General features: G+C 52.3%; 10 protein-coding genes and 1 pseudogene. 8 read left to right on the forward strand and 3 right to left on the reverse strand.

Annotated elements, in window-relative coordinates; genetic code table 11:
* Window positions 1-417: 417 nt before the first annotated feature.
* Both GIW79_RS20875 and GIW79_RS20880 read right to left on the reverse strand, forming a co-directional pair.
* The gene (locus tag GIW79_RS20875; RefSeq protein ID WP_236455996.1) at window positions 418-624 is read right to left on the reverse strand and encodes a hypothetical protein; all 207 of its coding nucleotides are present in this window, start codon (window positions 622-624) and stop codon (window positions 418-420) included.
* 13 nt (window positions 625-637) lie between these two features.
* The gene (locus GIW79_RS20880; protein WP_236455994.1) at window positions 638-1,045 is read right to left on the reverse strand and encodes a hypothetical protein; all 408 of its coding nucleotides are present in this window, start codon (window positions 1,043-1,045) and stop codon (window positions 638-640) included.
* 493 nt (window positions 1,046-1,538) lie between these two features.
* Here GIW79_RS20880 and GIW79_RS20885 point away from each other — a divergent pair.
* Both GIW79_RS20885 and GIW79_RS20890 read left to right on the forward strand, forming a co-directional pair.
* Window positions 1,539-1,734 (forward strand): annotated as a pseudogene (locus GIW79_RS20885) (DUF7740 domain-containing protein).
* Window positions 1,735-2,072: 338 nt separating this feature from the next.
* Window positions 2,073-2,405 carry a hypothetical protein gene (locus GIW79_RS20890; protein ID WP_236455991.1) on the forward strand — a complete coding sequence of 111 codons (333 nt, stop codon included), beginning with the start codon at window positions 2,073-2,075 and terminating at the stop codon, window positions 2,403-2,405.
* Window positions 2,406-2,471: 66 nt separating this feature from the next.
* On the opposite strand, the gene GIW79_RS20895 is transcribed toward GIW79_RS20890, so the two are convergent.
* The gene (locus GIW79_RS20895) at window positions 2,472-2,945 is read right to left on the reverse strand and encodes a hypothetical protein (protein WP_236455981.1); all 474 of its coding nucleotides are present in this window, start codon (window positions 2,943-2,945) and stop codon (window positions 2,472-2,474) included.
* Window positions 2,946-3,233: 288 nt separating this feature from the next.
* On the opposite strand from GIW79_RS20895, the gene GIW79_RS20900 reads away from it, so the two are divergent.
* From GIW79_RS20900 to GIW79_RS20925, 6 genes are all read left to right on the forward strand, one after another.
* Window positions 3,234-5,567, forward strand: a complete 2,334-nt coding sequence (locus GIW79_RS20900) for a type I restriction-modification system subunit M (protein WP_236455980.1) — start codon at window positions 3,234-3,236, stop codon at window positions 5,565-5,567.
* Window positions 5,568-5,722: 155 nt separating this feature from the next.
* Window positions 5,723-6,889: a restriction endonuclease subunit S gene (locus GIW79_RS20905; protein ID WP_236455978.1), complete on the forward strand. Its 1,167-nt coding sequence runs from the start codon at window positions 5,723-5,725 to the stop codon at window positions 6,887-6,889.
* On the forward strand, window positions 6,886-7,224 hold the full coding sequence (locus tag GIW79_RS20910; RefSeq protein ID WP_236455968.1) for a hypothetical protein: 339 nt from the start codon (window positions 6,886-6,888) through the stop codon (window positions 7,222-7,224). Before GIW79_RS20905 ends, GIW79_RS20910 begins: the two co-directional genes overlap by 4 nt.
* Window positions 7,221-8,819 carry a DUF262 domain-containing protein gene (locus GIW79_RS20915; protein ID WP_236455966.1) on the forward strand — a complete coding sequence of 533 codons (1,599 nt, stop codon included), beginning with the start codon at window positions 7,221-7,223 and terminating at the stop codon, window positions 8,817-8,819. The genes GIW79_RS20910 and GIW79_RS20915 overlap by 4 nt, the downstream gene beginning before the upstream one ends.
* Window positions 8,812-10,902 carry a DUF262 domain-containing protein gene (locus GIW79_RS20920; RefSeq protein WP_236455957.1) on the forward strand — a complete coding sequence of 697 codons (2,091 nt, stop codon included), beginning with the start codon at window positions 8,812-8,814 and terminating at the stop codon, window positions 10,900-10,902. Before GIW79_RS20915 ends, GIW79_RS20920 begins: the two co-directional genes overlap by 8 nt.
* The gene (locus GIW79_RS20925) at window positions 10,899-14,147 is read left to right on the forward strand and encodes a type I restriction endonuclease subunit R (protein WP_236455955.1); all 3,249 of its coding nucleotides are present in this window, start codon (window positions 10,899-10,901) and stop codon (window positions 14,145-14,147) included. The genes GIW79_RS20920 and GIW79_RS20925 overlap by 4 nt, the downstream gene beginning before the upstream one ends.
* Window positions 14,148-14,221 lie beyond the last annotated feature (74 nt).

Raw genomic sequence — 14,221 nt, forward strand, 5'->3', positions numbered from 1 at the left:
ATAGGAACCGAGTGTTGGCTGCATGAAATACCCGTTTAAAAGGCTAGATCTGGTGCTCACTTAAATTTGAGTGCACACGATGTCTTGGCTTTGCGGGGCTGGGTAGATGACATGGCCGGACGGTTACAATCAGGAGCGATAAAGTACGCGACAGCGCACGGTATTGCGCTTGTATCGATAATCGACGGTTTAGCTACCTATGAAACTCGCTCGGCGTATCCAGTTGCGCCGAAGCCTCCGACTTGGCTCAACCTTCCGAAATTTGCACTCTGGCACGTTGGCGAAAATGACGCTGGAAGCATCTCGATGAAGTCGCTAGGCCGTGCTGATACGGAAATCAACGAGATGTTCGGTGACTAGACCTATCTCGATCAAGGATTCTTGGGATGCAGAGCTCTGAAGGCTCTACTGATGTCCTTATTGGCACCAAGGGCCCCAAGATGGTGGATTCTCGATGATGTCAATGGATGTACTGAGTTCGTGCTGCATGTGCTGGAAGACCCTACCGAGACTTGGGTGAGCTTTCGACTCTCGCAGTGCGTTCACTAGCTCCAGCAGCTCTCGGCCTTGGGCCACCGGCATTTGAATGTCGCAGTACACAGTGTAATCGTCGTCTTCTGCCATGCCCGTCGACTCCTCAATCTGCTCCAGGTTTGTTTCTCACAGCCCTATGCTGCTCCAAGTGGCGCATCTCTGCTTCCCACCTGACCAGGAATTTATCCCAGTCCGTGGCGTAAGGCCCCTCGACCACCCGTGTCGAACCGATGCTCGCCTGCTGGAAACGCTCCCTCCATGGCTGAGGAATGGTTAGTTCCAAGACTATGTCGATTCCGCAGTTGTGATGCTGCACTGGGACAGAGTCACGAACCTCTTTCAGCTCGAGTGGTTCAGCGGTTGAGGGCATCCCGGTTCGCTCTTGGGCGTCGAGGTCGTCAAGGATGGCCAAGGTATCGGCTGCCTTTGGGTCACCTGGAAGGAGTCTGGCAATTTCCCAGAGGGCACTCCGTCTGGTGCGCTCAAGCTTTCGGAGTTCAACGTGGGTCATTCCAGCCTCTTTCAGGTTGGTTGAAGCTGGCCTACGGTCGTGGCGTGCCGCCGCTGGCGGAGGGCTGTCGTGAACCGAGCCGTAGCAAGTCAAGTCTCGGCCCTTCGGGCTGACATCCTGCACGCCCGCGCGCTTCGCTTGCTTGGTGCTCGCATGGACAGGGTAGTCTGGCGCAGCGAATTTGGATTCGCGCTGCGCTTTCTAGTGGGTGGGGCAAGCTGCACTCAGGTCGCAGGAAGCCCACTTTTGCTACAATCTGATGCGTTAGATCCAGTCTTCTTCACGTAGACACATGTGCTCTCTCCAGTGAACGCAGTCGTTGGTACTAACTTAGCGCAAGGGTGTGTCCCAATCCAGCCCTTGAAGGACTGCCAACACCATAACTGACGTAGTGTCGTCCGACGAGACGCGGTTGACGATCACAGGAATCATTCCGACGCATTCAGCAAGAGCGCGCGGATATACTGCGCTTTACGTTTGATAGGGCCATGTTATGAATCTGACTGATGCCTCGCTCGTACTGCTCCTCGCGGCACGCATCCATGGAACAGACGAAGCCATCAGAGCATCGGCGAAAAGTGTGGTAAAGAAATTGCCACGCGGTAAGCGTGACCTGATCTACAAGGTGATCGACAGCCGGACTCCGCTAGACTTGGTTAACTAATTTGGCGCAGCACCTGGATGACTGACCCAGAATCCACTGGTAGGTCGCCTGCCCTCTGCCACTCGTCGATAGTAGCTTGCGACAGGAGCGCTGAGAAACTCCTTTGCGTTCAGGGCGTGCCCCCTTGGGGTCGGCTGTCGTAAACCCAGCCCGAGCGGTGCCCGCTGCTGTCTGGGCCCTCCGGGCTTCCATCCTCACGCCTGCGCGCTCCGCTTGCTGGAGCAGCCTCACGAAGCGCACCTAGATTCCTGCTGCGCTCAGGTCTCAGCGACTTGGTGGCTGACGCCCCAGGTTTTCCACGCTCTCAAAGGACTGCTCGACTGTTAGAATTAGGTCAGCTCCACATCATCCACCGGAAATCGAATGAACCCAGAATTGAATGAAGAAGAGATGCGCCGAGCTCTCTTTGGCAACCCCACGCCAGTAGAACAGGTGAGCGTCACTCCGGTACAGGCACCTGTTCCGGAGATCGGGCCTGCTCAACCGGTGAAGCCCGCGCAGAAAAAGAAAATCGCAAAGGCGTTCACTCCGAGGCTGAGGGTGACGCTGCGGGTGGGCAATGAATTTGAAGGCAAAACGTACGAGCTGATTCATGAGGCCGACACGCTGAGCACTCTCCTGGCAGAGCAGGAAGCTGTTAAAGCAGCCAAGAAAAAATACAGGTATGTAGAAGTGGTTTCGGTCAATTCGATGTAGCGCAGCGAGCTTGTGACTGATCCATCGCCCCGGAACACATTGAACAAGGGCCATGTTCACTCGGCCTTACCAGTCCGGCTCCGGTTCTGTGCCTAAATGGATCGACTTCACCAGCCCTCTCCGATAATGCAACGGGGTCGCGTAAAGCTCCAGCGACAGAAGCCTTTCGGCTGCACCGATCAATGAGCTCATACGCCCACGGGGCACAGATACGAAGACAGCCAGCCGCTTCCCGCTTGCTGTCATGGATCCGATGCCTCTGGGAGCTTCGGCGTCTTTAAATAGACGCGCGTCAGCATAGAGCTGACACTCGGCCTCTGGGTATTTGAAATGCTCTGGGTACACCACTACGCCTTTGAAGGTGAGGATCATGTGCTCACTGAAATGGCCTTCATTTGCCCTGGAAAAGTCCGGACGCGCCAAGTTGAGCGACCAAGACATATCCCAACCCGATACCTTGATTTGATACAGCACCTGCTGCGACTCAAGCTTCGGACGGCCTCGTCGAGGTTTGGGCTTCGGCTTCGAGGTGTTGGTCATAGTGACCTCTATCTGAAATCGAGCTTTGCGCTGAACACCATCCCGGCTGACCTCAGACCGTAAACTTACAGTCGGGCGGTGCTGATTCAGCTCGCGCAGGCTTGTTGCGGTATGCCAAGCTCGTAGCGCCAGTTATTCCCTCTTTTTCACCAGGAGCCGCTCGGCTTTCATCGAATTTCAGCCTCCGACTCAGCGAAGCGCTGCCGTTGCAGCATAATGCCGCCAAATCTTTTCAATCGTGCGGGTACCGTCAAAACAACTGCACAGCATCGCAAGGAAATTCTACGAATGTCGCAAGCCTCCAACAACCTGGCAGCCTACATCTGGTCTTTAGCCGACTTACTCCGTGGTGACTTTAGGCAAAGCCAGTACGGTCGCATCATTTTGCCGTTCACCTTGTTGCGTCGCCTAGAGTGCGTGTTGGAGGCAAGCAAAGCGGCGGTGCTGGTGGAGCATGCACGCGTCCAGCAACTCAATATCTCCGAAGAAGCCCAGGAAAAACTACTCCTGCGCGCTAGCGGTGGTCTGTCGTTTTTCAATATCTCGAAAATGGATCTGTCCAAGCTCGGTGAATCCGGTATTAAGGCTAACCTTGAGTCGTATCTGCAAGGCTTTTCCAAAGACGCACGAGAAATCTTCGAACACTTCAAATTCACCGAGTTTCTCGGGCAACTGAACGATGCCAACCTGCTCTACAAGGTTGTGCAGAAGGTACAGAAGACGGACTTAAGCCCTGCGGCTGTTTCCAACCACGACATGGGCCTAGTGTTTGAAGAGTTGATTCGCCGATTTGCGGAAAGCTCGAATGACACCGCTGGGGAGCACTTTACCCCCCGCGACATCGTGCGCCTCACCACTTCCCTGGTGTTTATTGAAGACGATGATGCGCTGACCAAGCCCGGCATCATTCGCACCATTTACGACCCTACGGCCGGCACTGGCGGCTTTCTCTCATCGGGCATGGAATACGTGCATGAGTTGAACCCGCAGGCGGTGATGCGCGCCTATGGGCAGGAGCTTAACCCCGAGAGTTATGCAATCTGCAAAGCCGACATGCTGATCAAAGGCCAAGACGTCAGCAACATTAAGCTCGGAAACACCCTGTCGAACGATCAACTGTACGCCACTGAATTTGACTACATGCTTTCCAACCCACCCTTTGGCGTGGACTGGAAAAAGATCGAGCAAGACATCAACGATGAGCACACGCAAAAAGGCTTCAACGGCCGCTTTGGTGCTGGCTTGCCACGGGTTAGCGATGGCTCGTTATTGTTTCTGATGCACTTGATCAGCAAGCTCCGCGACGGCTCTCAGGGCGGCGGTCGAATCGGTATCATACTCAATGGTTCGCCATTGTTTACCGGTGGTGCTGGCTCTGGCGAATCAGAAATTCGCCGCCACATTCTAGAATCCGACTTACTCGAAGCCATCGTCGCGCTGCCCACCGATATGTTCTACAACACTGGTATCTCGACTTATGTCTGGGTGCTGTCGAACAAAAAGTCCGCAGAGCGCAAGGGCAAGGTACAGCTGATCAATGGCGTCAACATGTGCGGAAAAATGCGTAAATCCCTCGGCTCCAAGCGCAATGAAATGGATGAAAGCGATATCGCTACGGTAATCCGCGCCTTCGGTAGTTTTGCCGCCGTCGATGCCTATGAGCTAGACAAACAAGCCGTACAGAAAAGCAATCGCGGCCGCCAGGCTGCCAACCCCAAAGCCGAGGTCGCCAAGACCTTCGCCAGCAAGATCTTCAACAGCTATGAGTTTGGCTACCGCCGCATCAGCATCGAGCGCCCTTTACGGCAGTCCTACCAATTTAGTGACGCACGCATCGCTGAATGCCGCTACGCCTCCGGCGCCCTCAACAGTGCCATGAAATGGCTCTACCAAGAGTACAGCGCCGTAGAGGGTGAGGACTGGAGCGATGATGACACCTGTAAGCGTTACGGTGACCTGAGCGCACATGAAGACGCCATTCGCCGTTATTTCAAACTGCACTTCGCCGACCTGAAAGAGAAGCACATCAAGGATTTGCTCAACAGAACAACATGGCTGGATCAGAAGCGGCTTTTAGCCAAGGCACAAGGCCTGCAGGCCAGCATCGGCACTACCCAGCACGACGACATGAACACCTTTGATGACGCGATCAAGGCCGCCTGCAAGCAACAAGGTATTACTCTGGATGCCAAAGACAAAAAGCAGATTATCGATGCGGTGAGCTGGAAGAACCCATCCGCCGCCAAGGTCATCAAGAAAGTTCACAAAGCGAAAGCCAATCCCCTATATGGCTTGTTCGCCGTCGACGGCGAGGTGCTGGAGTACCAACCAGACAGTGAGCTGCGCGACAACGAGAATGTCGCGCTTGACCCGAGCAAGAGCGTTAACGCCATTAACGAGGCCTACTTCCTAAAGGAGGTGCAGCCGCACGTGCCTGATGCCTGGATCGATGCCAGCAAGAAAGACACGAAGGATCAGGAAGTCGGCATTGTCGGTTATGAAATCCCCTTTAATCGGCATTTCTACCAATATCAACCGCCAAGGGATTTGCTCGAGATTGATGCCGATCTAGATGCCGTGTCAGCAGAAATTATGCAGCTGCTGCAAGAGGTACATTCATAATGGCTGGGAGATATAAGCCGTATGCTGAGTATAAGGATTCGGGAGTTGAGTGGCTGGGGATTATTCCGAAAAGCTGGAGTTGCATCCGACTTAAATATAGCGTTGACTTAAATGGCAACAGAACTGAAGTAGGATCCATGCAGAGATATGTCGGCATGGAAAACATTGAGTCTGGAAATGGTAAGTACCTCGCTAAAGATGATATCGCTCCCGAAGGGCTTTCCTTATCCTTTTTAAAAGGAGATGTTCTTTTTGGAAAGCTTAGGCCGTACCTTGCCAAATCTTGGCTGGCTAACTTCTCGGGCACCTGCTCCTCTGAATTTATTGTTTTAACAGACAAGAAGACTTCTCCCGGCTTTTTGCACTACTACACACTGACTGACGAGTTTATCAATCAAGTTAACGCATCGACCTACGGGTCAAAAATGCCGAGGGCAAGTTGGGACTTCATTGGATTGATGGCTGTACCTATTCCGGCTAACGAATCGGAAAGCATTTCCAACTTCCTCGATCATGAAACCGCAAAAATCGACACTCTGATCGAAAAGCAACAACAGCTAATCCAACTGCTAAAAGAAAAACGTCAGGCCGTGATTAGCCATGCCGTTACCAAAGGTTTGAACCCACACGCCAAAATGCGTGATTCGGGGGTTGAGTGGTTGGGGGAAGTGCCAGAGGAGTGGGATGTATTGATGGTAGGAAAGGCTACAAGAGTTTACCGAGGAAAATTTACCCACCGCCCAAGAAATGATCCTAGATTCTATGATGGGGATTACCCATTTATTCAGACTGGGGACATCGCAAATTCCGAGGTAACAATCAAAGCATATACGCAAACTTTAAATGACGAAGGAATAAAAATAAGTCAAAAATTCCCAGCAGGAACTTTGATGATGGGAATAGTGGGAGCGAAGCTTGGCAGTACGGCGATACTTGAATTTGACAGCTACGGGCCAGACAGTATAGTGGGTTTCTATCCTTGCGCGGAATTAGATATTAATTATCTTCGCTACACTTTCTTAGCAGCCATTCAGGTTCTTGAAAGCACTGCAACTCAAAGTGCTCAGCCAAACTTAAATATTGAAAGAATTTCGGCCATGTACTTCTGCAGGCCAAGTTTTGAGGAGCAAAAAAGAATAGCTTCTTATTTGGCAGAAGTAGAAGGTAGTATAAATTTTGCGGAGAAGAAAATCATTGAAGCTATTTCTTTAATGCAGGAACGCCGCACAGCTCTAATCTCCGCCGCTGTCACCGGTAAAATCGACGTCAGAGGTTGGGTCGCACCAGAATCCAGCCTAACCGACAAGGAAGTAGCTGCATGAATGCATTGGGTGGCTGCAACGCTAACGAGCTAACCTTTCAGAACGATATGCTAAAGCATCTTGTTGCCAAGGGTTGGCTGCTGGGCAAGGCTGCACACTACAACCGTGATCAGACCTTGTCCCCCGAAGACCTGCAGGAGTTTGTGCAAGATATTCAGCCCGAGCAGTGGCAAAAAACCTGCGCGCTATACCCCTGCCCCCCAGAGCTGAACTTTCTCGATAGGGTCGCCAGCAAGCTGAAAAAAAAAGCCCCCAATGTCGGTAGCGTCATGCGAGCTTTTTGTAGTGTACCCGTACTTGACCACTGTGAGCCTGTAAAGGCGCTGACAGCGTGACTGGCCTGAACGCTGTAACAGTTGCCACACACAGGCTACGGGAGTTGGTCGAGCGACCTTTGGCCATCCCAGAGTACCAGCGCCGCTATTGCTGGGGGTCAGGGCAAGTGGCCTCGTTGTTGGCTGACATCGAGCAGCAGCTCCAGCCAGCCGAGACAACCTCCCCTCAAGCTCCACTGTTTCTCGGCACGATAATCCTGCACCAGGAGTCCGCAGAGATTACGGGCATTAAAGACCATCTCGTCGATGGCCAGCAACGCAGTTTGACCTTGGTGTTGTTGCTGCATGCACTGGGGATGAGTGAACCACTGGCAGTCAAACAATTGCTGCAGGCGGAATTCCCTGACAGCCAGTCGCAGCAGAACTTGGCGGCCAACTCTCAGCAAATTAAGCGCTATCTGGCTACTGAGCCAGGCATCAGGTTGCAGAGCAATAAGCTCGCACTGCTGGATAAACTCCAATTTGTGGTAATTAGCATCACCTCGATTGACCAAGCCTTTGCCTTTTTCGATAGTCAAAATACCTCTGGCAAGCGCCTCAGCGATTTTGACTTGCTCAAGGCCCGCCACCTTCGCGCCGTGGTCTCGGACGCCAGCGTGGGTATTGGCTGCTCTAACCTGTGGGAGGCGTATGAGAGGCAAAAGGTCGGTAACGGCCAGCGCCTAGCCTATTTCTTGACCGAACAGATTCTGGCACGCACGCGTCTTCGCCAGCGTGGTAGGAAGGTCGACGACTTGCAACTGGTGAAAGAGTTCGCCGTGCAGACACCGAAGCCCACAGCCGATAGCCCGAAGACCATACAGCTGTCCCCACCGACGGCGGTGAGCTTTTATCGCGACTGGAAGGTCAGCTATGAGGCTAGCCAGGCTGAGGCCGGTGCGTTCACATTCACCACGCAGGTCAATGTCCACGGCAAGCAGATTGCAATCGAAGAGCGCAGCCTCCCCCGCTTACCGTTACAGCTGAATCAGCCGCTATTGGGCGGCGAGCAGTTCTTTTTTTATATCGCCAAATACACCGAGCTGTATAAACAGCATTTCCCGCTGGACATTACGTCAGGCAATTCAACGCTCGTTGAACCAGAGCAGCAGAATGCAACCCTACACGGGCGTTTGCTGCAGCTCCATCGTGCGGTTGAGCAAGGGCAGGATGCCGGCTATTCACGGTTAATCGAAATATGGCTAGCGATGCTAGTGTTTTATCTGGATCGCTTTGCTGAGGATGAACGCTTTGCCTCCTTTGCGACCTTGGCAGATCAATACGTGTTCAGCCTGCGCATTACCGAAGGCTCGTTACGCCGCAGCACCGTAGAAAATCATTTTGCAAAAAATGAAATTTTTGCCGACCTGTTGCAATGCCCATCCTCACTGCAGGCCGTGGCTCTGATCGAAAAACTGAGTGGCAAACAGGCACAAGCGCTACTGAAATTTGAGCCAGCGCAGGTGGAAAAAACCAAAAAAAGGCCAGTGATACGACGTTATCTCAAGGCGTTCGTAAGCACCTACGCGGCGGGTAATAGCCCGCATTTGAATAGCCACACGTCTTTAGCGACTGTCTTGCACGCCAAGTTCTTCAAGGATGAGCAACATGCCTAATCGCCCCCATGAGCTTACGGCGAATAAATACAGTGCACAGCGTATGGTCAGCGGCAGTGAAGAGCACGCAGGACACATTCCTGCGCTGGACACACCCTTTCTGATTCCCATCTACCAGCGCCTGTACACGTGGGAGACGCAGCACGTCGAGTGCTTGCTCCAGGACGTCTGGGAGGCTTACCAGCAGCAGTCAGACACCGAATATTTTATCGGCGCGGTGGTCGTCAGCCCAATTGATGATGGCCGTCTTGAACTCATTGACGGCCAGCAGCGCATGACCACCTTATGGCTTATTGCCTCCGTGCTGGTGACTGCACCGCTAGGTTTAAGCCTTGACTCGTTACCCAAGTGGCGAAGCTTTATGGCTGTCGGCGCCAAGCAACCACCAGTCGCCCGGTTGGATTTCTCTGGTCGCGAGCAAGACAAGCAGGCATTGGCGGCTTTCATGCGCAACTGGGGCTGCGACTGTGGTTGCGCATCGAGCACTGAATGCAATGGCTGGTTAAAAAACGAAGCTATGGTTGTTGCCCGCAAAACGATAATCAACTTCTTCAACAGACTGGCCAACCAGCCTCAGCAAGAGGAAGGTATGACAGGCGCTGGTCGAGTGCAGGCATTCAGTGACTATCTATGGGCCAAGGCCACCTTCGTCGTTACCAAGCTGCATCAAGAGACCGATAAGAATCGATTTTTTGACAGCATGAATAGCCGTGGCGTGCAGCTCGAAAAACATGAAATTCTCAAGGCGCGATTGCTCAACCAACTGCCAGAGGTAGAGCGACGGGTTTATGCTTGGGCGTGGGATCTGTGCGCCGACATTGATGGATATGTTAAAAACAGCTTACAGGCCGAACTCGACTATGGGCGAAGCGCACACCACATTGGAACTCACTTGCTGAGTAAGGTAACTACCCGAAGTGAGGGTGGTACAGACTCTTTAGTAGAGGGTACACGGACATTAGCGCACATACTTAATACCCCAAATGCAAAAACAAACACTGTAGACACTGACGAAGAATTATCCACGAAGTATAAAAGCTTCGTTTCATTTCCAGTTTTTTTGCTGCATGTGTTGAGAGTGTTTGTTGGTGACTCCACACCTAGTAGTGACCATGCGGGTGTTTCGGTCGATCATAAAAAACTGCTTGCTGAGTTTGACAAGCATTTTCCGAGTAACCTCGAGCATCAGCACAAACCGTTTGGTGACAAGACGCAGTGCAAGGCGTTTATCCATTGTTTGCTGCGCTGTCGGCTACTCATGGACAATTTTATGATTAAAGGCCATGTTCATGAGAGCAGTCACGTGGCGACGCGCTGGGAGATTGCCTCACCATTAGCAGAACCTTCCAAAAACAATCAGCGAACTAAGCGTACCGGCCAACACTGGGACTCCATCAGCATGCTGCAAAGCATGATGTATTTCAGTCAAGACTTGACCCGTGTGCCTTGGTTGACGGAAGTGCTGAAAGCATTATATGAGCCAGGTGCCCAACTTGATGACGCCAAGAACGTGCTGAATGGGCTAACACAGCAAGATGCACGTTATGCGCGAACGGTCGCCAGAGGCAAAAGCCTGCAGGAGATTTTGGGCGTGGGTGATACCTTTGCACTGTGTGACGGCCTAGGCACAGATACTCCGCATTATTGGTTTTACAAGCTTGAGTATTTACTCTGGGAGTGCTGGTTCAATGCTGACGATCCCGACAATAAACCTGTGAGACCAGAGATTTTGAAGGGTAGCGCCACTATTTTTCGTATGCGCCATGTTACCTCAGTAGAACATGTCAGCCCTCAAAGTAAAAACACAGGTGAAATCACTCAGCTGGATCGCTTTGGTAATCTTGCGTTGTTGTCCGTTGGCGAGAACTCGACCTATAGCGATAAAGACCCCGTTGAGAAAAAAGGAATGTTCAGGGCGGGCCTTAACAAAGGCATAATTCAATCATTAAAATTGGCAGATATATTTTCTTCGATAAATGACGATATCGACTGGTGCGATACAGCCATGAAGAAGCACGAAACCGCCATGGCTGCGGTCTTGCTTGATGCACATCCAGAATTAGCGCAAGGAGCGACGCAATGAGCAAAGCCGGCGAACTGATGTTTCAAAACGACATGCTCAAGCATCTGGTCAGTACCGGCTGGTTGCTTGGCAAAGCCGAACACTACAACCGTGAACTGGCCTTGTACCCAGAAGACCTGCTGGGGTTTGTGCAAGATACCCAGCCCGAGCAGTGGCAAAGATTCTGCGCGCTATACCCCTCCCAACCTGGGCAGCACTTTCTTGAGCGGGTCGCCAGCCAGCTGAATAAAACCGACCCCAACGCCGCCAGTAAAGAGATGCGCACCTTCGGCACCTTAGGCGTGTTGCGCCACGAACTACGCCATCGTGGTACTCGTTTCAGCCTGTGCCAGTTCAAGCCTGAGCACGAGCTAAACCCTGACACCTTGATCCGTTATGCCAAGAACCGCTGCCGGGTGGTGCCGGAGCTGGTGTATTCACCTTGGGCCACACAAGAACACCTCGAACAAACCGGCAGCAAGGCCAAAGCCTGGCGAATCGACCTGGTGTTGTTTGTAAACGGTTTACCAGTAGCCACACTGGAGCTGAAATCCGAATTCAAGCAGGCCGTCCACAACGCCATTAAGCAATACAAAACCACCCGGCTTGCCACCGACCCGGTGACCAAAAAGCCCGAACCGCTGCTGACCTTCAAGCGAGGCGCCCTGGTGCATTTTGCCGTGAGCCAGTACGAGGTCTATATGACCACGCGACTGGAGGGGACAGACACCTTCTTCCTGCCGTTTAACAAAGGCACCTCGGTCGGCGGTGCTGGTAATGATGCGCCGGCAGACATTAACCAGTACGCCACTGATTACCTGTGGAACGAGGTGTTGCTACCCAGTAACTTGCTCGCGATTCTCGGGCACTTTGTGCACCTACAAATTGAAGAGAAGGAAGACTGGCAGGGCCATAAATACAAAAAAGAAAGCCTGATTTTCCCGCGTTATCACCAGTGGGATGTGGTGAATAAATTGGTCACTGACGCCCGCACTGAAGGCCCTGGGCATAAATATTTGATCCAGCACAGCGCCGGCTCCGGTAAGTCCAACTCGATTGCCTGGGTCGCGCATCAACTATCTGCGCTCTACGACGAGCAGGGCTGCAAGCAATTCAACTCAGTGATTGTGGTGACGGATCGCACCGTACTGGATGATCAGCTACAAGACACCATCAACCAGTTTGAACACGTCGATGGTGCCGTTGGCCGCATCAATAATCAGGAAGGTGACGGCTCCAAATCGGAGAAGCTCGCGGCCGCACTGGAAAACTCACAGCCGATTATTATCGTCACAATCCAGACCTTTCCTTATGTGCTGCGCGCCATCGAAAACAGCGTCAGCCTGAAAGAGCGCAGCTACGCGATCATTGCCGACGAAGCACACTCCTCGCAAACTGGCTCTACAGCGCGGCAGCTGAAAGAAGTGCTGATGATTGAGGCTGAGGCTGATGGTGAGGACGAGCTCAGCTCTGAGGACATTCTCGATGCCGCCGTGGCGTCACGCCGCGCGTCAAAAAACCTCAGTTATTTTGCGTTCACCGCCACGCCAAAAACCAAGACGCTGGAGCTGTTTGGCCGTTTGCCTAAACCCGCCGAACTACCCTCTAAAACCAACAAGCCTGAGGCCTACCATGTGTACAGCATGCGCCAGGCTATTGAAGAGGGCTTTATTCTCGATGTGCTGAAGAACTACACCAACTACAAGGTGGCCTACAACCTGGCGCAAAAAATCGACAAGGCGGATCAGGAGGTTGAAAGCAAAAAAGCCAAGGTCAAACTCAACCAGTGGGTGCGCCTGCACGAGTACAACATCGCGCAAAAGGTACAGGTAATCGTCGAGCACTTCCGTAGCAACGTAATGGGCCTATTGGGTGGACAAGCCAAGGCCATGGTAGTGACCAGCTCACGCAAAGAAGCCGTGCGCTATAAGCTGTGCTTTGACAAATACATCGTCGACAAGGGTTACCAAAAAATCCATGCCATGGTCGCGTTCTCCGGTGAGGTAGAGTTCAACGAGAAAGACCCGAACGCCGTGGCCCTAATCGGTAACAAATACACCGAGAGCAACATGAATCCCTTCCTCAAAGGCCGTGACATGCGCAAAGCCTTTGATAGCGATGATTATCAGGTGATGATCGTTGCCAACAAATTTCAGACCGGGTTCGACCAGCCCAAGCTCTGCGCCATGTACGTGGACAAAAAGCTCGGCGGCGTCGAGTGCGTACAGACCCTGTCACGCTTGAACCGGACGTATCCTGGCAAAGCAGCAGTAGGCACTTTTATCCTGGATTTCTTCAACGATCCACAAGACATCCTCGACTCGTTCCAGCCGTATTTTCAGACAGCAGAACTGGCCGACGTGTCCAATCCAGACTTGATCTTCGATCTGTTTGAAAAGCTCAATGCGGCGGGAATTTACAAGTCGAACGAGGTTGAGCAGTTCTGCGAAGCCTTCTTCGTCAAAAACAAAAGCAACGCGGCGATTGCCAACATTTGTAAGCCAGCAGTCGAGCGATGGACGAAAAGCTACAAGCTGGCGGTTGACGCCTACGCGCACTCGAAGGACATTTTTGAGCGAATTAAAAAGACGCAGGATGCAGTGTTGATCGCCAACGCTGAAAACGACCTGAAGGAATGCAAGCAAGCCAAGGATGCCTTGGACATCTTCAAAAAGGATCTCGGCACTTTCGTGCGCTTCTATGAGTTCATGTCGCAGATCGTCGACTACGATGACAAGCAGCTGGAAAAGCTCAGCCTATATGCGCGCAATCTAAGCCCAATGTTGCGCGAAACCGCTGTGGACGAGGATGATATTGACTTGGACAGTATCCTGCTCAGTCATTACCGGGTCTCAAAGATCAGCCAGCAAGACCTTAAGCTAATCGAGGACTCAGCAGACCATAAGCTTGTGCCTGGTGAGGGACTTGGTTCAGCTAAGGCGAAGGATAAAAAGGAAGAGCTGCTTTCTCAGATTCTAGACCGGCTCAACGAGCTATTTGTGACGGATCAGCTTACTGACAAAGACATGGTGAATTACGCCTACACCATCCGGGACAAGGTCAGTGAGAATCAGTTGGTGATGCAGCAACTGGCCAACAATACCGCCGAGCAAGCGTTACTGGGCAACTTTGCCAACGCGGTCGATGACGCAATTATGGACAGTGGAGAGGCTCACCAAAATCAAATGATGCAGTTGTTATCTGACCCAGCTAAGGCCAGTAAATTTGCCAAGGTTATATTTGACTTGCTTAACTTGAAGGCGTAAGCGGCCGCCTAAGAGTAATGAGTGAACTTAAACATGGATTACTACCATTTAACGCAGCACACCGAGGCAGCCTG

This window comes from Pseudomonas sp. PA-7-1E, from assembly GCF_021605325.1.
Lineage (GTDB): Bacteria > Pseudomonadota > Gammaproteobacteria > Pseudomonadales > Pseudomonadaceae > Aquipseudomonas > Aquipseudomonas fluorescens_BV.

What these genes read in the sequence shown, in the direction of transcription:
- GIW79_RS20875 (WP_236455996.1), bottom strand. Translation starts at nt 624, where the DNA reads ATGGCAGAAGACGACGATTACACTGTGTACTGCGACATTCAAATGCCG.
- GIW79_RS20880 (WP_236455994.1), bottom strand. Translation starts at nt 1,045, where the DNA reads ATGACCCACGTTGAACTCCGAAAGCTTGAGCGCACCAGACGGAGTGCC.
- GIW79_RS20890 (WP_236455991.1), top strand. Translation starts at nt 2,073, where the DNA reads ATGAACCCAGAATTGAATGAAGAAGAGATGCGCCGAGCTCTCTTTGGC.
- GIW79_RS20895 (WP_236455981.1), bottom strand. Translation starts at nt 2,945, where the DNA reads ATGACCAACACCTCGAAGCCGAAGCCCAAACCTCGACGAGGCCGTCCG.
- GIW79_RS20900 (WP_236455980.1), top strand. Translation starts at nt 3,234, where the DNA reads ATGTCGCAAGCCTCCAACAACCTGGCAGCCTACATCTGGTCTTTAGCC.
- GIW79_RS20905 (WP_236455978.1), top strand. Translation starts at nt 5,723, where the DNA reads ATGGAAAACATTGAGTCTGGAAATGGTAAGTACCTCGCTAAAGATGAT.
- GIW79_RS20910 (WP_236455968.1), top strand. Translation starts at nt 6,886, where the DNA reads ATGAATGCATTGGGTGGCTGCAACGCTAACGAGCTAACCTTTCAGAAC.
- GIW79_RS20920 (WP_236455957.1), top strand. Translation starts at nt 8,812, where the DNA reads ATGCCTAATCGCCCCCATGAGCTTACGGCGAATAAATACAGTGCACAG.
- GIW79_RS20925 (WP_236455955.1), top strand. Translation starts at nt 10,899, where the DNA reads ATGAGCAAAGCCGGCGAACTGATGTTTCAAAACGACATGCTCAAGCAT.